The 23975-nt window shown below is 37.3% G+C and carries 22 protein-coding genes and 2 tRNA genes; 8 read left to right on the plus strand and 16 right to left on the minus strand.

The genetic code is table 11. The features are described from left to right. Positions 1-607 precede the first annotated feature (607 nt). Both J8L70_RS14450 and J8L70_RS14455 read left to right on the plus strand, forming a co-directional pair. A complete protein-coding gene (locus tag J8L70_RS14450; RefSeq protein ID WP_211056301.1) occupies positions 608-1912 on the plus strand; it encodes a DEAD/DEAH box helicase in 1305 nt (434 codons plus the stop codon). A 107-nt stretch (positions 1913-2019) separates the two neighbouring features. After that, a complete protein-coding gene (locus J8L70_RS14455) occupies positions 2020-2217 on the plus strand; it encodes a hypothetical protein (protein WP_211056302.1) in 198 nt (65 codons plus the stop codon). 10 nt (positions 2218-2227) lie between these two features. On the opposite strand, the gene J8L70_RS14460 is transcribed toward J8L70_RS14455, so the two are convergent. The 4 genes from J8L70_RS14460 to J8L70_RS14475 all read right to left on the minus strand — a co-directional run bounded on the left by J8L70_RS14460 (position 2228) and on the right by J8L70_RS14475 (position 4966). Then, positions 2228-2611 carry a hypothetical protein gene (locus tag J8L70_RS14460; protein ID WP_211056303.1) on the minus strand — a complete coding sequence of 128 codons (384 nt, stop codon included), beginning with the start codon at positions 2609-2611 and terminating at the stop codon, positions 2228-2230. 10 nt (positions 2612-2621) lie between these two features. After that, entirely contained in the window at positions 2622-3128 is a 507-nt protein-coding gene (locus tag J8L70_RS14465) for a hypothetical protein (protein WP_247664843.1), read from the minus strand. Between the two features lie 90 nt (positions 3129-3218). Next, positions 3219-4598 carry a class II fumarate hydratase gene (locus J8L70_RS14470; RefSeq protein ID WP_211056304.1) on the minus strand — a complete coding sequence of 460 codons (1380 nt, stop codon included), beginning with the start codon at positions 4596-4598 and terminating at the stop codon, positions 3219-3221. Then, positions 4595-4966: a hypothetical protein gene (locus J8L70_RS14475; protein WP_247664844.1), complete on the minus strand. Its 372-nt coding sequence runs from the start codon at positions 4964-4966 to the stop codon at positions 4595-4597. Before J8L70_RS14475 ends, J8L70_RS14470 begins: the two co-directional genes overlap by 4 nt. A 347-nt stretch (positions 4967-5313) precedes the next feature. On the opposite strand from J8L70_RS14475, the gene J8L70_RS14480 reads away from it, so the two are divergent. Continuing rightward, entirely contained in the window at positions 5314-5904 is a 591-nt protein-coding gene (locus J8L70_RS14480; protein ID WP_211056305.1) for a DUF938 domain-containing protein, read from the plus strand. On the opposite strand, the gene J8L70_RS14485 is transcribed toward J8L70_RS14480, so the two are convergent. The 7 genes from J8L70_RS14485 to J8L70_RS14515 form a co-directional block, all read right to left on the minus strand. After that, positions 5884-7023, minus strand: coding sequence for a GNAT family N-acetyltransferase (locus J8L70_RS14485; RefSeq protein ID WP_211056306.1), 1140 nt, complete (start codon positions 7021-7023; stop codon positions 5884-5886). The two genes, J8L70_RS14480 and J8L70_RS14485, sit on opposite strands and share 21 nt — an antisense overlap. 67 nt (positions 7024-7090) lie before the next feature. Then, complete coding sequence (locus J8L70_RS14490) at positions 7091-9781, minus strand: CHASE domain-containing protein (RefSeq protein WP_211056307.1); 2691 nt, start codon at positions 9779-9781, stop codon at positions 7091-7093. A 93-nt stretch (positions 9782-9874) separates the two neighbouring features. Further along, positions 9875-10351, minus strand: coding sequence for a DUF4124 domain-containing protein (locus J8L70_RS14495; protein ID WP_211056308.1), 477 nt, complete (start codon positions 10349-10351; stop codon positions 9875-9877). 219 nt (positions 10352-10570) lie between these two features. Then, positions 10571-10663: transfer RNA gene (locus J8L70_RS14500), tRNA-Ser, on the minus strand. 46 nt (positions 10664-10709) lie between these two features. Then, a tRNA-Ser gene (locus tag J8L70_RS14505) sits at positions 10710-10800 on the minus strand. A 204-nt stretch (positions 10801-11004) separates the two neighbouring features. Further along, the gene (locus J8L70_RS14510) at positions 11005-11145 is read right to left on the minus strand and encodes a hypothetical protein (protein ID WP_211056309.1); all 141 of its coding nucleotides are present in this window, start codon (positions 11143-11145) and stop codon (positions 11005-11007) included. Between the two features lie 711 nt (positions 11146-11856). Next, on the minus strand, positions 11857-12657 hold the full coding sequence (locus tag J8L70_RS14515) for a DUF2884 family protein (protein WP_211056310.1): 801 nt from the start codon (positions 12655-12657) through the stop codon (positions 11857-11859). 354 nt (positions 12658-13011) lie between these two features. Here J8L70_RS14515 and J8L70_RS14520 point away from each other — a divergent pair, with 354 nt between their 5' ends. After that, positions 13012-13197, plus strand: a complete 186-nt coding sequence (locus tag J8L70_RS14520; protein WP_211056311.1) for a hypothetical protein — start codon at positions 13012-13014, stop codon at positions 13195-13197. 51 nt (positions 13198-13248) lie between these two features. Here the strand turns inward: J8L70_RS14520 and J8L70_RS14525 are convergent, their stop codons facing one another. The 4 genes from J8L70_RS14525 to J8L70_RS14540 form a co-directional block, all read right to left on the minus strand. Next, positions 13249-13740, minus strand: a complete 492-nt coding sequence (locus J8L70_RS14525) for a glutathione peroxidase (RefSeq protein WP_211056353.1) — start codon at positions 13738-13740, stop codon at positions 13249-13251. A gap of 69 nt (positions 13741-13809) precedes the next feature. Further along, positions 13810-14109: an AzlD domain-containing protein gene (locus J8L70_RS14530; protein WP_211056312.1), complete on the minus strand. Its 300-nt coding sequence runs from the start codon at positions 14107-14109 to the stop codon at positions 13810-13812. Between the two features lie 2 nt (positions 14110-14111). Further along, on the minus strand, positions 14112-14768 hold the full coding sequence (locus J8L70_RS14535) for an AzlC family ABC transporter permease (protein WP_211056354.1): 657 nt from the start codon (positions 14766-14768) through the stop codon (positions 14112-14114). A gap of 42 nt (positions 14769-14810) precedes the next feature. Further along, positions 14811-15656, minus strand: a complete 846-nt coding sequence (locus J8L70_RS14540) for an AraC family transcriptional regulator (protein WP_211056313.1) — start codon at positions 15654-15656, stop codon at positions 14811-14813. 156 nt (positions 15657-15812) lie between these two features. Here J8L70_RS14540 and J8L70_RS14545 point away from each other — a divergent pair, with 156 nt between their 5' ends. The 4 genes from J8L70_RS14545 (at position 15813) to J8L70_RS14560 (ending at position 23134) form a co-directional block, all read left to right on the plus strand. After that, the gene (locus J8L70_RS14545) at positions 15813-16481 is read left to right on the plus strand and encodes a cytochrome b/b6 domain-containing protein (protein ID WP_211056314.1); all 669 of its coding nucleotides are present in this window, start codon (positions 15813-15815) and stop codon (positions 16479-16481) included. 152 nt (positions 16482-16633) lie between these two features. Beyond that, complete coding sequence (locus J8L70_RS14550) at positions 16634-17806, plus strand: efflux RND transporter periplasmic adaptor subunit (protein ID WP_211056355.1); 1173 nt, start codon at positions 16634-16636, stop codon at positions 17804-17806. An 11-nt stretch (positions 17807-17817) separates the two neighbouring features. Then, entirely contained in the window at positions 17818-20964 is a 3147-nt protein-coding gene (locus J8L70_RS14555) for an efflux RND transporter permease subunit (protein WP_211056315.1), read from the plus strand. 91 nt (positions 20965-21055) lie between these two features. Beyond that, positions 21056-23134 carry a S9 family peptidase gene (locus J8L70_RS14560; RefSeq protein ID WP_211056316.1) on the plus strand — a complete coding sequence of 693 codons (2079 nt, stop codon included), beginning with the start codon at positions 21056-21058 and terminating at the stop codon, positions 23132-23134. Positions 23135-23165: 31 nt separating this feature from the next. Here J8L70_RS14560 and J8L70_RS14565 read toward each other — a convergent pair whose 3' ends face one another. Next, complete coding sequence (locus J8L70_RS14565) at positions 23166-23918, minus strand: LytTR family DNA-binding domain-containing protein (RefSeq protein WP_211056317.1); 753 nt, start codon at positions 23916-23918, stop codon at positions 23166-23168. Positions 23919-23975 lie beyond the last annotated feature (57 nt).

A 23975-nucleotide genomic window follows, 5' to 3' on the forward strand; every position in this document is an offset into this window, starting at 1 on the left:
CAAACTTGTCTTAATTACTAAAACCAAAGACAAAAGCCCATGCTCACAAAGAGAAGAAAATGAGAGTAAATGAGAAGCCCAACACACGTTCTAGTCACTAAATCACTACTCTAAAGCGCAGCGTCTCCAAAGCGAAGCGCCTCTTTGTGCAAATTTGTCTTAATTACTAAAACCAAAGACAAAAGCCCATGCTCACAAAGAGAAGCAAATGAGAGTAAATGAGAAGTTAAAAGACATTAAAAGTAATGGCTTAGTCACTAAATCACTTCTCTAAAGTGCAGCGTCTCCAAAGCGCAGCGCCTCTTTGTGCAAATAGTCACTTAATCACTTAAAAAAGACAAAACCCCATGCTCACAAAGAGAAGAAAATGAGGGTAAATGAGAAGTGAAAACATATAAAAGTAATGGTTTAGTCACTCAATCACTTCTGTGACTCATTGAGTGAAAGTTGCTCTATTAGATTATTGTCTGAACAATTGCCGATAGCGTATGCTTGTATATTGAAGCTAAAAACGAAGAGCTAATATTTAAAATCACTAAATCCTACTTAACGGGCAATAAATGCGCTAAAATTACAGGCTATTTTTAGTAATGAGCCTACACCTTTTATGACCTCTGCCGTAAACCCTAGCAATTTCAATGAACTTGGCCTTATCCCAGAGCTATTAGCTCGCTTATCTGATTTGGAATACATCACACCGACACCTATTCAGGCTAAGGCAATTCCTAGTATTCTGACTGATAGCGACTTAATTGCTGGCGCAAATACAGGCTCGGGAAAAACGGCTACATTTGCATTACCTATGCTACAAAAAATATTTTTAGCGCAAGGCGTTAAAAAAACACCGGGTAAAGGTAACTATGTAAGCGGGCTTATTTTGGTACCTACTCGTGAGCTTGCTACACAAGTAGCCGATAGCGTTAAGTCGTATTCTGCACACTTTAATGGTGCAATTAAAACAGTTGCTGTATTTGGTGGTGTATCGGTTAATGCACAAATGCAGGCGCTGCGTGGTGGCGCTGATATTATTGTCGCCACACCGGGTCGTTTACTCGATTTAATATCAAGTAATGCAGTTAAGCTTGATAAGATCAATACGCTTGTTCTTGACGAAGCTGACCGTATGCTTGGTCTTGGCTTTACCGAAGAGCTAACTGAGCTCTTAGCGCTTATGCCTGCTAAAAAACAAACCATGTTGTTTTCAGCGACTTTCCCAGAGCAAGTAACCCAATTAACACAAAAGCTTTTAACTAACCCTGTTGAAATACAAGTTCAAAGCAAAGACGAAAGTACCTTAGTGCAACGTGTGTTTAGTGTTAATAAAGGTGAAAAAACCACGGTTTTAGCACACTTAATTAAACAGCATGCTTGGCGTCAGGCGCTTATTTTTGTCAACGCTAAAAAAGACTGTGAGCACCTGGCCAGTAAGCTTGAAAAACGTGGTATTAACGCACAAGTGTTTCATGGTGATAAAGGCCAAAGTGAGCGTACTCGCGTAATAGAAAAGTTTAAAACGGGTGAAATTGAAGTGCTGATTGCTACCGATATTGCAGCGCGTGGTTTAGATATTGCTAAGTTGCCTGTGGTTATTAATTTTAACTTACCACGCAGCCCTGCTGATTATATGCATCGTATTGGCCGCAGTGGTCGTGCTGGTGAAGTGGGCTTGGCTTTATCGCTAATTGATTACGAAGATTTACATCATTTTAAAATCATTGAGAAAAAAAATAAGTTTCGCTTAGAGCGAGAAGAAGTCAAAGGGTTTGCTGTTAATCAAGCAAATATTGATGCTGCACAAGCGCTTAAAAATGAAAAGCCGATGGCAAAACCTGAAGGCAGCGGTAAGAAAAAGAAAAAAAATAAAGTAGATACAGATGATATTTGGAGTGGCTGGAAAGGGCGTGCAAAATAAAGCACTTTAAAACACTACACTTTGCTTAAATGTACAATGCAAATTACTTTTTGCCGTGTACATTTTTTGTTTTACACTGAAATTACTTAGGATTAAGAAGTGCGATTGTGAATATAATTTTAATGGCTTATTTAGTGATATTTGCTTTATTTGGTACTGCAGCTAGTTACTTTGTGCGTTTTATTTATGCGTATTGGGTTAAAAAGCAAATGCCGATGAATTATATAATTAAAGCGGGGATTTGCGTTGTGTTGGTATTAGTTATCTCAGCGCTGATGCCACTTTGGCATAGCGCTGCAAACTAGATAATGCAATTTACTGTATATCTATAATTTGGCATTGCTTAGCAAGGCATAGTGATTGCACAGGTATAACCGGAAGACATTCAGCGAGTGAACTATTTTGTTCTTTCTCTATTGCTGATATGTTATTTGCTATCGCTTCTGCATCTTCTTGCTTTGTTTTTAAAGTAGAATAAACAATATATTTACTTGGCCCACCACACGCTCGGGCACCAACTTCTAACACTTTACATTGAAAGCTAGCGGTACACTCGTTATCACTAACAATCTCGTTTAATTGTGTATTAAGGCTGTTTAAACGCGAGTTTGAATTGCCTGTGCTAGCACAACCACTAACAAAAAACATAACGGTTAAAAAGGCTGTAAAATATTTACTTGCCTTTATTACACTTTGCATAAATTTATCCTTAATATGGACTTGCCGAAGAGCCTTCTATTTTAACACAACTATTGCTTATACATTGCGTACCCGGTGCCGGTATATGTTGGCAAATACTGGCCATATCTTCTTTTGCATTTAGCGTTTTTTCATATTGAGTAATTGTATCAGCGTGTTTAGTGACATCGTCACTATTTGTATGCTTTGTTGAATAAACAATATATCGACTAGGGCCACCACACGCTCTGCTTCCCACGGCTTGTACTTTACATTGTGAAGTTGTATCACATTGTAAATTTGCGGTGATTTCAGACAGCTTCTCTTTTGTACCTTTTATAGTTGCTAGCGGACTTTCTTCGGCTTGCATTAAGGTTTTATCGCTTTTGTCTAGCGGGGTTGTTGATGGTAGCTCTTTTTTATCAGCTGCTAACTGTGGTGCGACTTGTGTGTCTTCACGTTTGCTTGTGGTTTCGTTATCTCCTAAGCAAGCAGTTAACAAAAAGGGTAAAAAAAGAGCTAATAATGGCTTATGCATAACGCACCTTGATAGTGATGATTTATTCATCACTATCATACACGGAGTTTTTTCTACGGCAATAAAAAACTCTATAATCAATAGGCTAAACTATTCTAGGCCACCTTTGGTTAGCTTTTCTGGGTTGAGTAATTCTTCTAATTCACTACGAGAAATACTCGTTTCTCTTTGTGCAACATCAATAATAGGTTCTGCGTTTTTATACGCTAACTTTGCAATTGCGGCCGCTTTTTCATAACCAATAACAGGATTAAGTGCTGTCACTAAAATGGGATTTTTAGCGAGTGCTTTATTTATATTTTCTTGCTTTACAGTAAAGCTAGTTATAGCTTTATTAGCCAATGCTTGGGCGCTATTGGCTAATAACTCAATGCTTTGCAAGATATTGTAGGCAATAACCGGAAGCATAACATTAAGCTCAAAATTACCCGCTTGCCCTGCTACCGTAATTGTCGCATCGTTACCAATAACTTGTGCGCTTACCATGGCAGCCGCTTCAGGGATCACGGGGTTTACTTTACCAGGCATAATAGAAGAGCCAGGTTGTAAGCTTTCAAGTTCTATTTCACCTAGACCTGCAAGAGGTCCCGAATTCATCCAGCGTAAGTCATTTGCTATTTTCATTTGCGCTACCGCGAGCACTTTTAATTGCCCTGATAACGCGACAATAGCGTCTTGAGAGCCAATATTATAAAAAAAGTTATTGCTTGGACTAAAGCGTATACCTACGCTAGCACTTAGGTTTTTGGTAAATGTTTTTGCGAATAAAGGGTCTGCATTTACACCCGTGCCAACAGCGGTTCCACCTTGGGCCAGCTCACATACTCGCTCAAGGCTGTGGCGAATACCTGCACTGGCATTATTTATTTGTGATTGCCATGCGCTGAGTGTTTGTTCAAATGTAACCGGCATTGCATCCATTAAATGCGTGCGCCCAGTTTTTACTATATGACCCACTTCGGCTTTTTTATTTTCAAGTGCTTGTGAAAGTGAATCTAATGACGGAAGTAGCTCATAGACCACATTGATTGCACTACTTACGGCAATTGTCGAAGGAATGACATCGTTTGAGCTTTGGCCCATATTAACATCGTCGTTAGGGTGAATTTGCTCAATACCATGCTTGCTTGCAAGTGTTGCAATAACTTCGTTCATATTCATATTAGAACTGGTGCCTGAGCCTGTTTGAAATACATCTACAGGAAAATGCGAACTATGTTTACCATCAATCACTTCTTGGCAAGCTTGTTCTATTGCATCGGCTTTACTTGCCGTTAAATGACCAAGCTCTTTATTACTTTGCGCCGCGGCTTGTTTTATGTAGGCTAAGGCGCTAATGAACTGTTGTGGCATAGTTAGTTGGCTAATTGAAAAATTATTTACAGCACGCTGAGTTTGCGCTTGATAAAGGGCGTTAGACGGGACTTTTAATTCGCCCATACTGTCAGATTCAGTTCTAAATTGACTCATAATTGCTCCTGATTAAATTCGTGACTAAGGGTGCGTACTTCATGCTCTAGTAATACAAACTTGTTTGAAACATGATGCGTTTTATAAAAGCGTTTTAATGCAAGTAAAGGTTTGTATAACTGTTCAAAACACTGCTTTCTTATGGCGTTATGAACCAATGAGTCGCACATGCTATTGATTACTTCGTTATATGCTCTGCGCAAGTACAGCTCTTGTAATAATGGATTAAACTGTTTTTCGTAATATTTAGCTACATTAAGTGCAGAATCTATGTAATCAGCAACAATCATTGGCGCGTGTAAGCCTGGCCTTAAGCAAGTCGTGTTTATTGAACGCTGATAGTGATGAATAGCTGATTGAGTAGACATAAAAACCACCTTAAACAAATGATAATAGTTATCATTACATTTATTGGGTTTGACTGTAAACAGTTAACTGAAAATTATTTATAACTTTAATTATAGTCAGGAGTAAACACTTGATCTGTTTTAACATTTGTTCTTTTCTATGGTTTTTTTTGTGGGATAAATTATGCCCTATAGTAGGTGGTTCTATACTACATGTTGATTTTCACTTGTATAAATTGCTGCAACGACGGCTCAAAAGAAGGCGTTTCTCAAAGCTTTGATACGGCTAGCTATATTTTATGATGCAGACTTTTTTTCTATAACCTGTTTTAATAGTGTGTGTTATTCATAAACTAGGTATCCCATCAATGACTAAACCTTTCTCACAGGCTTGCGAAAACAATAAAGAGCCTATTTTAGAGCAGCTCCAAAACATATTAGCTCAGCCGCTAACTTTACTTGAAGTGGGTTCTGGAACCGGTCAACACAGTGTCTACTTTGCGCAGCATTTAACGCATGTGAATTGGCTCACTAGCGATAGAGCGGTGAATCACGAGGGAATTTTACAATGGCATAGTGAAGTGAATTTACCTAATCTACATGCGCCGCTTGATTTAGATTTAAACAATGAATGGCCGGTAGATAGTGTTGATGCCATTTTTACAGCTAATACATTTCATATAGTGAGTTGGCATTTGGTTGAGCAATTCTTTGCAGGGGTTAAGCTGCATTTAAATACGCAAGGACTGGTATGTATTTATGGCCCCTTTAAATACCAAGGTGAGTTTACCAGCGAGAGTAATAATGAGTTTAATCAATTTTTAACTGAGCGAGATCCGCTATCGGGGATAAGAGATAGCGAAGCCGTTATAGCACTTGGCGAACAAGCAGGGTTAACCCTTTTAAGTGATATCGCAATGCCTGCAAATAACCAACTATTAGTGTTTAAACGGCAGTAGATCAGAGCATTGCTGTTTATAACTACTCATATGTTGTTGCTCGCGTTTTAAATAGTCATCTATAGCATGAGCAAAATCAGGGTTATTTATGTGATGTACTGAATGCGTGTAAACTGGCTCAAAACCGCGGGCAATTTTATGCTCGCCTTGTGCACCAGAGTGAAAGCACGCGAGCTTATGTTGTATGCAGTATTCTATACCTTGGTAATAACATAGCTCAAAATGCAAAGAGTCTATGTCTTCGTTTGCCCCCCAGTAACGACCATATAATGTATTTTCACCGATTAGACTTAAGGTAGCCGCAACAATTTTATCCTGCTTTTTTGCAAACATTATCAGTAGTTTGTCAGCTAGTAGTGCATGTAAAAATTGAAAAAACTCCATATTTAAATAACCCAAATGACCAGAGCGTTTTAAATAGGTACGTTGATAAAACTGACAAAAAATTTGAATGATTTCGGGGGTTATTTTTTCGTTTTGTAACCATTCTATTGTAATGTTTTGATTACTGATTTTGCTTCGCTCTTTGTTTACTGTTTTACGCTTACGCGAGCTAAAAGAAGCCAAAAAATGGTTAAAATCATTATAGTTTTTATTAAACCATTGAAACTGCACACCGGTTCGCAGCATGGCATTATTGTTTTGTAAGCACTTAGCTTGTGCGAGAGAGCAAAAGTTAATATGCCATCCAGACCAACCTTGCTCTTTACTCTGCTCTTTAAGCACAGTGGTAATATATTGATAGACACTATCGGGGTTACTATGCTCAATCGCTATACGCTGGCCAGCAATTGGACTAAATGGAATACCACACAACCACTTTGGATAATAATCTAAGCCATGCTGTTGATAGGCTTCTGCCCATGACCAATCAAATACATATTCACCATATGAGTGGGTCTTAATATAGCCAGGAGCCAGAGCCACTAGGTTATTATTTTCATAAATAGCTAAATGATAAGGCTGCCAGCCTGTTTCAGTAGAGGCACATTGGCTTTGTTCTAAAGCATATAAAAAAGCATGGCTGGTAAAAGGCTCATTGCCATAAAGTGCTTGCCAGTGAGTGGCATCAATGTGTTCGATGCTATTAAACCATTGATGTGAGAAGTGATTTGTCATGTATTTTAATATAATTAATGAGCCTAGTAACTGTTATCTTATCTATTTAAGACTGATGCGCAATCGATCATTTACTCGTATTTGAGCAATAGAGCAATAAACATTCGGTTAATTTATTTACCTCTAAGGGTTTTGCTAAATGCTGATTAAATCCGACGGCTTTGGCATGAGCTTTATCTTCTGGCATAACATCAGCAGTAAGGGCGATAATCGGGAGTTGTTGGGGAGTTTTTGTTTGCCTAATAATTGCAGTCGCTCGGTAGCCATCCATAATCGGCATTTGGCAATCCATTAAGACGATATCGATATTGTGTTTTGTTATGTATTCAATTGCTTGCTCACCATTTTCTACAATGGCAGGCGTAATCCCCAGCGAACCTAACATTGCCTTTATTACCATTTGATTTACTGGGTTATCTTCAGCCACCAAAATATTCAACGAGCAGAGTGAAATTGGTGATGTCTCAGGCGTGATAACTTTTTGCGGTTCACAGCTCTCAAATTCAAGTGTTAACGTAAACGTAGAGCCATGATGTTCTTTGCTTTTTAGTGAGATATTACCTTGCATTAACTGGGTTAATTCTTTTGCAATGGTTAGGCCAAGCCCCGTACCACCAAATTTACGAGATGTTGAGCTGTCAGCCTGTGTAAATGCATTAAAAAGTTTGGTTTGTTGAGAGGGTTTAATACCAATACCGGTATCTTTAATATCTATTGTTAAATTGATCGCTTTAGGGGAAACAAAGTCACCACTAAACTGAGCTATAACACCGCCTTCATTGGTAAATTTTATAGCATTACTGCATAAATTTAATATTATTTGCTCAAGGCGCATAGAGTCGCCAACCAACCAGATATTGCTAGGAATATCTGTAATAACCTGCCACTCAATCCCCTTGTTTTTAGCCGTTTGTTCAAACATTATATTAATTTTTTCAATAAGCACATTTAAATCAAACGGTTTGTGTTCAAGTATTAATTTTTGAGATTCTATTTTAGAAATATCGAGAATATCATTAATTAAATTTAATAATATTTTTGATGAGGAGTTAACCTTATCTAAATACCCGACTAAGGCATGGTTATCGTCTCCTTTTTTAGCTAAAGATGAAAAGCCAATTATGGCATTTAAAGGCGTGCGTATTTCGTGACTCATATTGGCTAAGAAACGGCTTTTAGCCTGGTTTGCTAAATCGGATTGTTTTTTAGCTTCGGCGAGTGACTGAGTGCGCTGTGCTACCTTTTGTGTCAGTTCTATTTGTTGCTGATTAAATAACAGGAAAACCAACGTTATGAGTGAACAAACCGTTATTTGTAATACTAAAAGCAGCAGTGTGACCTGATTATTTTGTTGGGTTAAAAATTGTTCTTTTAATGCTAATTTTACTACCCATTTTTGTCCGGCAAAATGCAAATTGAACGACATTAATTGGTTCGTTTTACTTTCTTCTGGAAAATCAGGATGACTATAAAAGGCCGGATCAGCTAAATCTTGATAGATAGCAAAAGAAAACATCTCCCTTTGTTGTGGTGCAATGGCTTGCGATATAATATTTTTAACTAAAAATACCCCAGTAGCATACCCGCTCACATTGCTCTCATTCCCTTTGTTAGTGTAAACAGGAGCAAATAATAAGTATGCGGGTTCAGGGTCTTGAGTTTGGATAAGATCAATAATTTTGGTGGCTAAAGGTTGATAGCTTAAATTGGGGCTTGAGAGTGTTTCTTTTCTATCTGGGTTAGAGTAAACATTAAAACCAATCGCTTTTTTATTTTCATTAAATGGCACAATATACTTAACAATGACCAAGGGGTCATTCTCTTCTAAGGGTTTTCCTTTTACTGCAAAATTTAAATGATAAGCTGCGTTTAATTGATTAATAAAGGCAGGAAGTTCACTCTGATTAATACGGGGGTTCCACGAAAGGGCTTTTATAAAGGTATGTTGAGATAATAATTTATTGGCATACTCATCAAAATCTGCTTGATTAAGTTGTGGTGTAGCTTGTATTTTCGCCGCTAAATTTTGCACTGCAATTAAGCTTTGGTTTACGTACCGATACAGGCTATTTTCTATTACTTGAACTTCACGCTCAGCTATTTTGATGCTGTTTGAGCGATTTTCTTCTACGTATAATTGTGTTGTGATCACAACCGAAAAGAACAACACGGTACTGACCAACATGGTTGAAAAGGGGGTTACAGTGTATTGGCCTTTAGGTTGGAACAATACGAGTAAAAAAGGTGAAGCAATTAAAATACCTAACGCATCTGCAAGCCACCAATATATTACGTTATTCCAATGGCTATGTGTAAAGCCATTATTACCGAGCGCCCACATACCAATGTTAGCGGAAATCAAACTGCTAAGTATGGCAACTACAATAATAAACAAGACTATCTGATGGCGTTTTTTTAGATAAAGCGGATGGCCCAACCAATACTTTAATACACCCGCTCCGAGCATTGCTTGAAGTACGATCCCCAACGCTATTAAAACGGCCTGATTAAATGAATTTCCAACTAAAACAAGTTCATGGGCTGCACTATCAAAAACATTTAAATTAAACGCTAATGCTGAAATAAAGAGTGTGGGGACAAAACGCCACCACCATAAATAACAACCAACTAACGCAATGCCAGCGGGTAACCAAATAGGGATCACCTGTGCATTGTACGTTAATGCAGTTAATACAAAGCCGCTAACAAAATATGCGATAGCAAAAGCAATATTTAACAGTAATGAGTGACTATGCATATTTTTATATTCACTTGTTCCCAAATGCCATACATGATGAATGATCAGTATAGACAACAAGCTATAATTTGGTAAAAATTTACCGCTTTAATTTTATTTTAATGATTGTTTTTTTTGTTCAAGGGCATTTATTTGTAATTGCTCAGCATCAATAGCACTTTGTGAACTTGCTTTGATACTTGCACTTTGGATATTTATTGCATCTTGAATTGAGTTCGCGCCTAAGCGGTTAGCTTTGTCTTGGGTCATGTAGTTTATCACCTCTAAGCGCTTAGCTAGCTTCTCTTTGATTGCTTTAATCTCTAATTGGTGTTGCGCAATTTGTCGATCAATTTTTTTTATTGCAATGTAATTCTCTACGCTCGTATCATTTTTTGCTGTGGGAGTGTCTTTTACTGGAGAGTTAGTTGGGGGAAGCGTGATATTTACTTTTGTCGCATTTTTGGCACATGGGAATTGCGTAAAAGTAGGCACGCCCTTTATTACGCATTTATAAATAGCCGTGTTAGCTGTAGAGCTAAATGCTGTAATAGCAAGTAATACTCCGAGTAAAAAACGATAGTAGACCATGCAATTTATACCCCTTAATAAAGTTAAAGTGTGCCCGAAATATCAGGATTATTCAATCTTAGGGTGAAGAGCCGATGAAACAAATATTATACCGTGCGGGATTTTTTATAATTAGATTATGGAGCAATTGAATAAAAGGGAGGCTGATTTTTTATCGCTGATGGAATGAATAAATTTTACTCATAAAAAAACCGCAATTAAGCGGCTTAAATAAGTAAATGGTGGAGAAGGAGGGATTCGAACCCTCGATAGAGCTACAAACTCTATACTCCCTTAGCAGGGGAGCTCCTTCGGCCACTCGGACACCTCTCCAACGCATAAACGTTTGTATTGACGTTTTTAACATCAATTAAAATAATGGTGGAGAGATAGGGATTTGAACCCTAGATAGGCTACAAACCTATGCCGGTTTTCAAGACCGGTGCATTCGACCACTCTGCCATCTCTCCGTGACGCAGAATAATACTTAGGTGATGGGGCTGTGTAAATAGGAAATAATTCGTTTGCTGTTTTTTTAAGCTAAAAAGGGGTTTTTTTTATAAAAATAATGAAATTAAGTTAATTTTTTGAATTGAGACACAGTAAGCATAGAAATAAAAAGCTATTTCGGATTGGTTAGGGCTTACCGTGTCGTAATTAACTTCATAATAAAGTTATTTATATTGAGCAGCACTACTTAACGCCAATCGTTTACCAAAGCGATTAAGCTTAGCCAGCATTTTTGCTTTACGGTTTGCAGGCTTTAATGCAACTTGTGTTGTCGCGCTTTGGTTTAATGTATTAATTGGATTCATAGTTTGTGCCTTTTATTTAATGGTTGGTGAAAACGTGTGCATTTTGCAATGGATTTGATTAAAAATAAAGCAATATAAATTAGGTCTTAGACATTAGTTTTACTAATGTATTTTTTATTTAATATTTTTATTTAACTTATGTTTATGCAAAGGTTTTTATATATTAAAAATATAATTACATTGATTTATATTGGTTTTTTTGTGATTTTGTTTTTTAAATTGAATGAAAAGTATTATTTTTAGACTATATATTCAGATTATTTATATTTTTATATATTGATATTCTATTAAATAAAGTAAGTGTGTGCTGAATGGGGATTATAATTTACTTATATAATCATAAAAATATTGAATACTCAGTACGAAAACGACGCTACGATTAAAAAATACTCACTGCTTATTTGTATTTTTAGAACGTATCGACGAGGAGATATAAATAGCTTAGATGCGAGTTTTTTCGATACGGTTATGCTGTTTAGAATATATATTTAAGATATAAAAAAGCGCTTATGAAGTATAAGCGCTTGGCGTTAGTTACTTTTCGTATCTAACTGGGGATAAGGTTGTAGAAAATAAAATGAATAATATACTTTAATTTATACAGTATGAATTTTCTATATACCTAAATAAAGCCATAAACAACGTATCTTAAGCAAACTTATTAGATAAAATCACGCAATTTCACGTTGAAATTGATTATATTTATTCTTTTTAGTTAATGTTGTTCTTGATCTCAAATAATTCATAGCCCTGTAAAGCGGGTACTTGCATAGATACAAGCTGCTCTTGTTGGGCAATGATAGTAAAGTCTTCACACAGAGACTCGGCACGGGTTTTTAATCGCTCAGCTTGTTGTTCAACTTTAGCTTCTATTTGCAAACCCATATTTTCCATTCGTTGTTCAAATGCCTGCATGTCACCACCAGAGCCCATAACTTCAGAACCTAAAGCGATTAAAATACTTCCCATCGATTGCATTAATGCCGATTCAACGGCTTCTTCGATTTGACTCTCAAAATGCTGTTCAAAGTGATTGCCGAATTGCTCGAAACTTTGTTGGCCCATTACAAATGCACCCTTTTGGTAAAAGGTATTTTCAACTTCAGTATGAATGCCATCCATTAATGTTGATATATGCTCTAAGCCTGAAAGGTTAAATGCCTCTGCAACTTCCCCTATTGCAACTTCGGCAATTTTAACTCCTTCTAAAGCAACATTAGCAACCTCAGGCAGCTGTCCGCGCAAGTTGTCAGTGTATTGATTTAAGGTCGATAATTGCGTGGGAGTTAATTCAATCACTTCACCATCTATACTAAGCTGTCCCTGATCACTAAAGCGCATTGTTTTATGCTCTGCTGTGAAAATTTCTAATTCGTTAGGCTTTATACGAATATCATTTTTAAACTCAATACCGCATTGCTCATTATTAAATGATATTGATGAGTTTTGATCAGTATGGGCTAATACCGCAGGTGAACAGATCAGTGCACTAACTAATAAAAATTTTTTCATGTTGATTCTCGTAAAATGTATTGATAATACAAAGTTAATTACAAGTTCAATGCCATTATTTAAAAGTGATTAAAAACAGGTGCTTATGATTTTTAATGATGTGTTTAAAGTTATAAAAAACCATTTTTTAGTGAAATTAACCAAAAAATAATTTTATATTAGTATTGTTTATTGTAACGATAAAAAACTCTTGCTGTTCAGATCTCATATTTAGCGCTATTTATCACATTAATGACATGTTGCATGATTATATTAACAGCATGGCTTGGTATGGCAGTTATGCAATATCTGCTTAATCTGTAAACGTTCTGGCTTTGTGAGTAGAGCTAGCATTAACACTTTTTGGAGTGAGTTGTGGGTAAGACATTTAGTTATGATGCGCTAGATGAAGATTTTGTTGAGGATGAATACGAGATAGTCGGGCGCAATCAACATGATAAAAAAAAGCAAAAGGTAAAACGTAAACTTGAAGACTACCTAGAGCAAAAACGGTTACGTAAAAGCATTGGGAGTGATGATTTTAGTGATTTAATTGACTAAAATTCTACAAAGTATACAAATAAAGAGGCTGCATCGCCTCTTTATTATTTACTATCGCTGAGCGGCTTGTAGTGCTTTCACAATACTTGATTCTAACTTTTCAGGCTTTGTAATTGGTGCATAGCGCTTTATAGGTGTGCCATCTGCTGCTATTAAAAACTTAGTAAAATTCCACTTTATCTTTCGTGTTAAAAATCCAGGTAAAGCCGATTTTAAAAAGCGAAAAACAGGGGAGGCGTGATCACCATTTACATCGACTTTCTCAGCCATTAAAAAGCTAACACCGTAATTTATTAAACAGCCTTTTTTAATTTCTTCGGCTGTACCGGGCTCTTGCTGGCCAAATTGGTTACACGGAAACCCAATAATGACTAACCCTTGCTCTGCGTACTTCTCATGTAATTGCTGTAATGACTCATACTGCTTAGTGAAACCACATTTACTGGCTGTATTAACAATAAGCACTACTTTACCTACGAATTCACTAAAGTTAATAGGTTGATTGTGTAAACTGTGGGTAGTGAGGTTATAAAAATCAGACATCATTAGGTACTTTTTAGTTAATAGTAAGCATATTTATGCAAACAGTATCATTTTAGGTACGTGTAAGCATTAATTTAGAAGTAAAAATAATCCCATCCCAAACAATGTCGTGTAATAAATATTATGTGTTTTATATGCAACGATTATCGCTAAAACAGCAGCACTTAGGTACGGATTGCTTAAATTAAGATTTACGCCTTCTTCATTAATAAAGACGATAGGAACCCAAATAGCAGTTAGGACCGCGGGGGCACTAAAGCTTAAAAACTGCTGCATTTTAGGGCCGACTTTAAAAGGTAAGGCTTTGTGAAGAAATAAATAGCGAGTAAAAAATGTTATACAGGCCATTAATAAAATAGTGGTCATCATAATTAATGCTCTTCTTTAGCGGTTAGCCGAAAAGTAAAATACCCCGCACTCATTGCAAGTAAAGCGGCACAAACCAGCCATAATTCAAAACCACTACTTTTTAATAATGTGGCGCTTACCCCAGCAACAATAACGGTAATTAATGATGCTAAATTTTTAATACCGGGGATCACTAAAGCAATAAAAGTAGCTGCTATGGCAAAGTCTAATCCAAGGTGTGTAAGATCGGGGAGCATTGTTCCAGCTATAATGCCAATCAGCGTCCATAAATTCCATGCGATATAAAAACTAAACCCAGCACTTAGTGCATAGGTTAAGCGGATTTTAGTACGATAAGCTTTTGGGTGATGAGAAAACGCAAATAATTCGTCGGTTAATACAAAGCTGATCGGTAAGCGCCATCGTAATGGTTGGTTTATTACTTTATGGCGTATAGCTAAACCATATAAAAAATGCCGAGAGCTGATAATTAATGTCGTAAATAAAATCGTTAATAATGGAGTGTTACCAGCCATAAGTTCAATAGCAACAAGCTGAGCTGATCCGGCAAAAACAAGTAATGACATTGCTTGTGTTTCAAAGGCACTAAAGCCATTTTGAATAGCTAAAGAGCCGCATAAAATTCCCCAAGGGATCACCGCTAAACACAGCGGTAACATATCTAAAAACCCTTTTAGTAATGCCTTTCTCACATTTACTCCTTATTCGTTCAGTAATTTAGGTTTAAACAAGTTGCGATATTGGCCTGGTGTAACACCTAAACGTGATTTAAATTGATGATGTAAATGTGATTGATCGTGAAAACCACATTCGGTAGCTGTTTGGCTTATATTTAAACCATGTTTGAGTAAAACCTTTGCCTGTAATACACGCCTATGGATTTGATAAGCATGAGGTGTTAATCCAAATTGTTTTTTAAATTGTCGAATGAAATGATACGGACTCATACAGGCTAACTTCGCTAAACATTCAAGACTAATTTCATGGCAACAATAAGCATCAAGATATTGTTGGGCTTGCGACAAGTTGACATTATTAGCAAGTGGCTTTAACTGGCGGGACTTTTGCTGGAACGCAAGCATTAATAATGTCATTACATTATAAAATAAGCTTTCTTGATATAATTGGCTTGTTACGGTTTGAGTTTCAGTCAAATTTGTTAGCAACAACTTTAGTTGCTGAATTAACAAGGGGTTATTACTCACGGCTTGGTCAAAGTAAGGGGCACCACATCGGATCCCTGATATTTCTTGTGATAACGATTCAAACTGCTGTGGCTTTGGGTACATTGCTTTGTATGCCCACCCCCCCTTCGTGGCTGTTTGACCATTATGTATTTCATCGGCATTGACCAAAATAATACTATTTTCAGGGGCGATATGTGTACAGCCATTACGTAAAAATTTTTGTGCACCGGTGTCAATTAGCCCAATGGTATATCCTTCATGACTATGGCGAGCAAAGTTTTGATGTGTGTAACTAGCTTTGAGTACTTCTAGGTCACCTAAGGGTTTATGGCAATAAAATGTAGCGAGTTCATTTTTCATCAGTGCAATAAAATTAGGTTGTGTTGAGTGTATTCAGTATATCTAAATGAGTATACAAAGCTTGTAAAAAATTGCGCAATATAGTGAAATTGTAATTAAGGCAAAGCACATACTTAGCCATGTGTTGAGTATTTTAAAACAATTAAAGGGCGACAAATGCATACGCAAAAAAATACCACTATAAAAGTGTGGGATGGATTTATACGAAGTTTTCATTGGTTGTTAGTGCTTTCTATTGCTGGACTTTATTTTAGCGCAGATGAAGGGATGATAGAGCTACATTTTGTGCTTGGTTTTTTTACCCTTGCATTGATTGCAACCCGATTAATTTGGGGGGTTATTGGTAGTCAAACAGCCAAGCTTTCCTCTTTAATTCACTCTCCAATTGCGGTGTTTAAATCATTTAAAACGAACGCACAACCGATAGGGCATTCTGCACCAGGTAGTTATATGATTTTGGCTTTTTTTGGGTTGATTATTACACAGTTAATATCTGGGTTAATGAGTAGCGATGGTATTTTGTCTGACGGCCCTCTAGCGCAGTATGTATCGAGTGATACTATTGATTTTGCAAATTGGATACACCATTTAAACTTTGATATTTTAACCTATGCTATTGTTTTTCATGTGCTTGCAATTGTAATTTATAAAATAAAAGGCAAACCGTTAGTGAAAGCGATGGTCACTGGTAGCACAACGCATAGCCTACAACCGGGTAAACAAGTAACAAAAGCACCATGGCTTGCGTGGATTATCTTTATTATTTTACTGGTATTAATACAAAGCACATGGGGTAGAGAGCCTTTAAGTTATTTATTTAGTTAAAAACATAGAGTAAAAGTATAAGTCCGTTTGCCGCATCAACGCTCACTTTTAAAGTTTGTTCAACATCTTTGTAACAGATATTTACAATTGTCATGTTAATGTTTTATTCAGCTCTGTTATGATTGTACTAATGGAACTTTATGGATAATAAAATGCAAATAAAAATATTAAAGTGGGCTTTCCCTTTTGTTGCTTTAGCGCTAGGTGTTTTTGGCTTTATGGGTATTAATGCAATCGCGCAAGAAGCACAGGAAAAAAACGAGGTGGATACTCGCCCCGTCGTCACCGTTGAAAGTGTGGCGGTAAATAGTCATCAAGTTATTATTAATAGTTATGGTGAGGTACAACCGCTAGAAAGTACGTTACTTGCTGCACAGGTATCAGGTGAAGTCACCAGTTGGCATCCTAACTTTATTGCTGGTGGTGTGGTTGCTAAAAATGAAACCCTATTTACTATTGAAAAAGACAATTACGAAGCGGCTGTTTTACAAGCCGAAGCTGATTTAACACGTGCTAAAGCTGCATTAATTGAAGAAAAAGCCTATGCACAAGTGGCGGCTGATGAAGCTAAGCGTTTCCCTAATAAAAAACACACCGATTTATTTTTACGTAAACCTCAAGTGCTTAGCGCACAAGCCTCGGTTAAATCTGCCCAAGCTGCTTTAAAGCGAGCAAATAGAGATTTAGATAACTGCGAAGTCAAAGCACCGTATGATGCACTGATCGTGAGTCGTAATATTGGGGTCGGTCAGTTTGTTACCATGGGCTCGCAAGTTGCAGAGCTAAATAATATAGAAACTGCCGAAATCACTTTACCTATTGCCGGGTTCGATAGTGTATTTTTACCAAAACGTGTAAAAGGTATAACTGCAACAATTGTAACAAAAGGGCTAAACAGCTTTACTCGTCAAGGGGCTATAGACCGAGATTTAGGTGTAGTAGATAGCGCAACACGTATGAGCAGCTTAGTTGTACGTATAAACGACCCTTATGGCTTAAAGAGTGACTTACCGCCTATTAAGTTTGGAAGCTACGTACAAGTAAACTTTAAAGGCGCTGTATTAAGCAGTATTTACAAACTGCCACAAGCTTTAGTTAATAATAAAATGGTGTGGGTTGTTAACGATAAACAAGAACTTGAAGCACGCAAAGTGACTGTGATACGCGAAGAAGGCGAGTTCTTTTATGTTAGCGATGGCTTAAATAGTGATGATAGATTAGTACTTACATTGCCAGAGTATCCACAAAAGGGCATGCAAGTAAAAATTGCTGGCTTAAAAACTGATTCGCAAAGTGTCGATACACCCGAACCGCAACAGCTTTAAGGTATTAACTAATGAGTGATACAACACAAAAGGACTCGGGGTTAATCGCATATTTTGCCCGTAACTCAGTGGCCGCTAATTTAATGATGATGTTTATCATTGTCATGGGCATTATTAGCTATCTGACTATTCAGCGCCAAATGTTTCCTAACATTGAGGTTAATTATATTACGGTAGAGGCAAACTATCCGGGTGCTTCACCGCAAGAAATCGAAGAAAGTATTTTAATTAAGATAGAAGAGTCGCTTAAAGATATTACCGAAATTAAAAAAGGGGTGTATCGGGCTTTTAGAAATGGTGGCAGTGCCCAGCTTGAAATTAACACCGATGCTGAGCTAACCAATGTACTTGATAAAGTAAAATTACGAGTAGATGGAATAGCCACTTTCCCTGCAGGAATGGAACCTGCAACAATCAGTCAAATAGAAATTAGACAAGATGTGATCGGCATGACTTTAGTGGGCGATTTATCGTTAAATGAATTAAAGCCTATAGCCAATCGTCTTGAAAATGAATTACTCCAATTATCAAATGTATCGTTAGTTGAAAACGATGTTCCTCTTGATGAAATTGCGATTGAAATCGAGCCTGACACTTTACGTCAATACAATCTTACGTTATCTGATGTGGCTGCTGCGGTTCGTAATTTTTCTGCGAATTACTCGGCAGGCCAATTAAAAACAGATTCGGGTGTGATTTCGGTACGCGTCGAAAACCAGTATTACAGTGGTGAAGAATTTAGGCAAATTCCGGTAAAAATTGGGAGTAATGGTGGCAAAGTTTTACTGCAAGATGTTGCTATCATTAAAGATCAATTTGTTGAAGGTGAGCGCTACTTTAAACTCAATGGTGAAAATGCTATTTACTTGTCAGTGAAAGCAACCGAAGAGCAAAATATTATTCCCGTCGCCGATTCAGTAAAAGCATTTATTGAACAAAAAAATAAAGAATTACCAAGTGGTGTACGTATTGAACCGCTAGTTGATATGACGTATTACCTTAATGCTCGATTAGATATGATGAAAACAAACTTGTTCCAAGGGGCTATCTTGGTGGCAATTATGTTGTCTATATTTTTGCGATTTAAACTCGCTTTATGGGTAATGATTGGTCTGCCTGTGTGTTTTTTAGGTGCCATGATGGTGATGCCTATATTTGGTGTAAGTATTAATATTATTTCACTATTTGCTTTCATTATGGTGCTAGGGATTGTGGTGGACGATGCCATTGTGATTGGAGAGGCCGCTTATAGTGAAATTGAAAAATCTGGTGGGGGTATTAATAGCGTCGTACGAGGCGCAAAACGTGTTGCTACTCCCGCTACATTTGGGGTGTTAACGACGATCGCTGTATTTGCACCATTTACATTATCAAGCGGACCAGAAAGCGCCTTTTTCTATGGGATTGCCGTGGTTGTTATGCTGTGTTTGGTATTTAGTTTAATCGAATCAAAGCTTATATTACCGGCCCATATTGCACATACTCATTTCTCACCTATTAAAAAGGGAGGCTGGAGAGAGCGATTTAACACGCGATTTTTTGGTTTTGTAAATGGCCCTTATAAGCGTTTTGTCATTCGTTGTGTGCAATGGCGCTGGACGGTGCTGTTTAGCTTTATAGCGCTACTTATTGTGAGTGTGGGATTAATTTCTTCAAACCTTGTACGTACGATCCCTTCACCTAAAGTACCGCATGACTTTCCACAAATAAACTTAGAAATGAACGAAAATGTTTCTGATATGCAGACAATTGATGCAATTAAACAAATTGAAGCCATGGTATTGCAAGTTGATGAGCAAACCGAACGTGAATTTGGACAAAAAATTGTACGCGATATATTAGTATTTAACCAAGGGCGAACTGAGGCACAGTTATTAGCGCCTTTAGTGAATGAAGATTTACGTCCTTATAATGCATTTGAGTTATCACGTCGCTGGCGCGAAGCAATGCCCGTAATTGCGGGTGTTAAATCGTTAACTATCTTTGATGATGTTGGCGCCGGTGGTGGCGGTAGCAGTGGTGAGTTTGGATACTTATTATTTGGCTCAGATATCGATACGCTTAATGCAGCTGGTCGTCGATTTATTCAGCTATTGCAGCAACAAGAAGGTTTGTTTGATATTAGCTCAACCATTGACCCTGCAAGTAAAGAAGTACAAATGAGCTTAAAACCTGTTGCGTACGACTTAGACTTGAATTTAGCGAATATTGCTAATCAGGTTGGCGCTAGCTTTTATGGTGGCGAAGCTCAAAGAGTCATAAGAAACGGGGAAGAGGTACGTGTAATGGTGCGTTACCCTAAATTAACTCGTGAGGCTTTTTCATCGCTTAAGCATACTATTATTACCACGCCACAAGGCAAAGAAGTTTTACTCGGTGACGTTGTTGAACTAACTGAAAAACCAGGTATTAGCTATATTCGCCGTGAAGGTGGATATCGAACTGTGTATGTCTATGGCAACATTGATGAGGAACGCATAGAGCCTAATGAAGTGGTTAATCAAGTAGAAGAAACATTATTACCGCAGCTTAAAGAAGAGTTTCCAAGCGTAAAATCTGAACTTGGTGGTGCGATAGAAGAGCAACAAGCGCAAGCGAATGAGCAAGTCATGTTTTTTGTCGGCGGGATGATTTTAGTTTACATTTTGTTAGCCGTTCCGTTAAAAAGTTACGCGCAGCCATTAATTGTTATGTCGGTTATTCCATTTAGTTTAACCGGTGCAATTTGGGGCCACTTTTGGTTTGATTTAGATTTAAGCTTAATGTCGTTCTTTGGCATTATTGCCGCGGCAGGGGTGGTGATAAACGACTCATTGGTTATGACTGATTTTGTGAATCAAATGCGAAAACAAGGGCATTCTATAAAAGATGCCGTTGTAGAAGCTGGTTGTGCACGCTTTAGAGCAATATTACTCACCTCAATCACAACGTTTGCTGGTGTATTACCCATTATGTTTGAAACCAGTTTACAGGCTAAGTTTGTAATTCCTATGGCTGTTGCATTAGGATTTTCAGTGATGTTTGCTACTTTAATAACATTGGTATTAGTACCGTGCTTATATTTAGTATTAGGGGATATTGGTGCCGCGTTTAAAAAAGTATTTAACTTAATCATAAATACCGTTAAATATAAATTATTAAGACAAAAACCAGCCTAAAAATTTAGCAAAACGAACAAGCCAACCTACTTATAGGTTGGCTTTTTTAATGCTAAACTGCCATTACTATTTATTTAATATTGGCTTTTTTGTGTCGCATTTAGAACATTCGCTTAGAATACTTCCTGATTTTCCTGTCGCTGACAAACACCCTCATACATTAACGACCCATGGTAAAAATCGTGTCGATAACTATTACTGGATGCGTGATGATGAGCGTAAAAACCAACAAGTATTAGCGCATTTGCAAGCTGAAAATACTTATTGCGATAATCAACTAGCGGCTATTAAACCTTTGCAAAACACGCTATTTGAAGAGCTCAAAGGCCGTATTGTTAAAGACGATAATACAGTGCCAGTAAAAGATGGAAAATACTGGTACCACAGTGAAGTTAGAGGGGATGATGAATATTCGCGTCATTTTCGTAGCACGAATATTAATGCCAGTGACAAACATTTATTATTAGATGTAAATATACTTGCCGCCGGTTTTGATTTTTATGAATTAGGCGAAGTGGCCATTAGCCCAAGTGAACAAGTATTAGCATATTCGCAAGACGTTGAAGGACGACGTATTTATACCGTGCATTTTAAAGATATATTATCGGGCGAACTACTTGATGACGTATTAGAAAATACCGAAGGCCAAGTTGTTTGGGCAAACGATAATAAAACCTTATTTTATGTTCGAAAAGATGAACAAACCTTATTGGGGTTTCAGGTATTTAGGCATACGCTTGGTAGTGCACAAAGCGAAGATGTTTTAGTTTACGAAGAAAGCGATCGTAGTTTTTATATGGGGCTGGGGAAAAGTCGAGATGAAAGCTTAATTTTAATTGATTTAGCCAGTACAGAAACGAATGATACATATGTACTTGATGCGAATAAACCTCTAGGCGAATTTACTCAGTTAATACCGCGTGAAGAGGGACATGAATTTGATGTTGATAAGCTTAACGACACATTTTATATCGTAACCAACTGGCAAGCTAAAAACTTTAGATTAATGACAGCAACAAGCGATACGGTAGCAAATAAATCACAGTGGGTTGAGCATACGGCTCATCGTGATGATGTATTACTTGAAGATGTTGAAACCTTTAATGATTTTTTAGTGCTTACAGAGCGCGAACAAGGGCAAACCCGTTTTGTTATTATTAATAAGCAAGGCCAGCGTCGTAAATTAGAATTTGATGATCCATGCTATTACGCTGCAGTGGCAATGAACCCAGAACCCAATACAAGCCATGCTCGCATTTATTACTCAAGCTTAACAACGCCAGGTACTTTATATAATGTTAACCTTGAAACAGGCGATAAAGCAGTATTAAAACAACAACAAGTGTTGGGTGATTTTAATGCCGATAACTACACTTCAGAGCGGTTGTTTATCAAGGCTCGAGATGGTGTTAGCGTACCCGTATCGATAGTGTACCGCCAAGATACCTTTAATAAAGATGGTACCAATCCATTGTTTCAATATGGGTACGGTGCATATGGTTATACTATTGACCCTAATTTTTCTAGCTCATCTTTAAGCTTATTAGATCGTGGTTTTGTTTATGTAATTGCACACGTACGTGGTGGCGAAATGTTAGGTCGTCATTGGTATGAGCAAGGGAAAATGCAGCATAAACAAAATAGCTTTAACGACTTTATCGACGTTACCAAAGCATTAATAGCGCAAGGTTATTGCAGTGCTAATAAAGTATTTGCATCCGGCGGGAGTGCGGGTGGCTTATTAATGGGGGCGGTGTTAAACCAAGCACCTGAATTGTATCTAGGAGTCGGGAGTCATGTGCCCTTTTTAGATGTATTAACCACCATGCTTGATGAAAGTATTCCACTGACCACAAATGAATATGATGAGTGGGGCAATCCTAATGACGAGCAGTATTACAAAGTTATAGAAGCTTACTCACCGTATGACAATATAAGTGCACAAGCATACCCTCATATTTTAGTGACCACAGGTCTACATGACTCGCAGGTGCAATATTGGGAGCCGATGAAGTGGGTAGCAAAAATGCGTGAATATAAAACAGATAATAATATTTTAGTGTTTAAAACTGATATGGATGCAGGGCATGGTGGCGCATCGGGCCGCTTTAAAAGCTTAGAAGAAAAAGCGTTAGAAATAGCCTTCTTTATTGGCTTACTAAATACCTAGAACCTACTTTTAAGTGCGCTTAATAGCGTACTTAAAATGGACTTATAATACTTTCTAAACAGTTTTTATAGCGTCTTGATAAATTTAAACAGGTATCATTTTTAAGTTTTATTTTGTAATCACCGCTATCTGTTGGCATAAGCTCAGTGATTGCATCTCTTCTAACAAGTGTTGAGCGATGAATGCGTATAAAGCCTTCAGGCGTTAACTGTTGTTCGATATTTTTCATGGTCTCGCGGTGTAATATTGGCTTAGTGTCTTCTTTAAAGTGCAACTCTACATAATTACCCGCGCCATTTACCCATACAATATCATTGGGATCAATAAGCCTTACTTTTCCTACATCTTTTACCACAATATGAGATGAATGAGATTTTTGATGTTGCTTTTGCTCTTGGTATTGTTGCTCAGCAGCAGAGGCTAGTGGGCATAAATGAATGAGCTTATCAAAACACTTTTCTAATCTTTGCTGACTGACATCTGTCGTTAAAAAATCAACAGCGCCAACTTCAAAGGCAAAGTTTGCAAACTGTTCTGTATCGGCAACGATAATCAGTTTTAGTTTTTTAGCAAGCTCAGCTAGGTGCACAATTTGTGTCGGATCGGCCAAATCACTTAGTTGATAAAAAAGTACATTAAATTGAAGAGAGTCTACTTTATCTAACCGTTTGTTTTCTAACTTTTTGAGTTGAGAAAAATGACGGTGTGTACTTATTTTACCCGATAAGTTAGTCGAAAATTTAGTGTTTTTTAACCAAGTTAAAGCGTTAAATGAACCAAGCATAATATTTACATTTTTAGTTTGTAGTAATGCAGCAGACCGGAATATGTGAAAAAAAAT

Source organism: Pseudoalteromonas sp. MMG010, from assembly GCF_018100905.1.
GTDB lineage: Bacteria > Pseudomonadota > Gammaproteobacteria > Enterobacterales > Alteromonadaceae > Pseudoalteromonas.

Excerpts from the sequence above, each read along its gene's own strand:
- J8L70_RS14465 (WP_247664843.1), bottom strand. The coding sequence starts at position 3,128 with ATGCATAAGCCATTATTAGCTCTTTTTTTACCCTTTTTGTTAACTGCT.
- J8L70_RS14470 (WP_211056304.1), bottom strand. The coding sequence starts at position 4,598 with ATGAGTCAATTTAGAACTGAATCTGACAGTATGGGCGAATTAAAAGTC.
- J8L70_RS14460 (WP_211056303.1), bottom strand. The coding sequence starts at position 2,611 with ATGCAAAGTGTAATAAAGGCAAGTAAATATTTTACAGCCTTTTTAACC.
- J8L70_RS14510 (WP_211056309.1), bottom strand. The coding sequence starts at position 11,145 with ATGAATCCAATTAATACATTAAACCAAAGCGCGACAACACAAGTTGCA.
- J8L70_RS14535 (WP_211056354.1), bottom strand. The coding sequence starts at position 14,768 with ATGTTACCGCTGTGTTTAGCGGTGATCCCTTGGGGAATTTTATGCGGC.
- J8L70_RS14555 (WP_211056315.1), top strand. The coding sequence starts at position 17,818 with ATGAGTGATACAACACAAAAGGACTCGGGGTTAATCGCATATTTTGCC.
- J8L70_RS14525 (WP_211056353.1), bottom strand. The coding sequence starts at position 13,740 with ATGTCTGATTTTTATAACCTCACTACCCACAGTTTACACAATCAACCT.
- J8L70_RS14490 (WP_211056307.1), bottom strand. The coding sequence starts at position 9,781 with ATGCATAGTCACTCATTACTGTTAAATATTGCTTTTGCTATCGCATAT.
- J8L70_RS14450 (WP_211056301.1), top strand. The coding sequence starts at position 608 with ATGACCTCTGCCGTAAACCCTAGCAATTTCAATGAACTTGGCCTTATC.
- J8L70_RS14515 (WP_211056310.1), bottom strand. The coding sequence starts at position 12,657 with ATGAAAAAATTTTTATTAGTTAGTGCACTGATCTGTTCACCTGCGGTA.
- J8L70_RS14530 (WP_211056312.1), bottom strand. The coding sequence starts at position 14,109 with ATGATGACCACTATTTTATTAATGGCCTGTATAACATTTTTTACTCGC.
- J8L70_RS14495 (WP_211056308.1), bottom strand. The coding sequence starts at position 10,351 with ATGGTCTACTATCGTTTTTTACTCGGAGTATTACTTGCTATTACAGCA.
- J8L70_RS14565 (WP_211056317.1), bottom strand. The coding sequence starts at position 23,918 with ATGCTTGGTTCATTTAACGCTTTAACTTGGTTAAAAAACACTAAATTT.
- J8L70_RS14480 (WP_211056305.1), top strand. The coding sequence starts at position 5,314 with ATGACTAAACCTTTCTCACAGGCTTGCGAAAACAATAAAGAGCCTATT.
- J8L70_RS14485 (WP_211056306.1), bottom strand. The coding sequence starts at position 7,023 with ATGACAAATCACTTCTCACATCAATGGTTTAATAGCATCGAACACATT.
- J8L70_RS14540 (WP_211056313.1), bottom strand. The coding sequence starts at position 15,656 with ATGAAAAATGAACTCGCTACATTTTATTGCCATAAACCCTTAGGTGAC.
- J8L70_RS14550 (WP_211056355.1), top strand. The coding sequence starts at position 16,634 with ATGCAAATAAAAATATTAAAGTGGGCTTTCCCTTTTGTTGCTTTAGCG.
- J8L70_RS14545 (WP_211056314.1), top strand. The coding sequence starts at position 15,813 with ATGCATACGCAAAAAAATACCACTATAAAAGTGTGGGATGGATTTATA.
- J8L70_RS14475 (WP_247664844.1), bottom strand. The coding sequence starts at position 4,966 with ATGTCTACTCAATCAGCTATTCATCACTATCAGCGTTCAATAAACACG.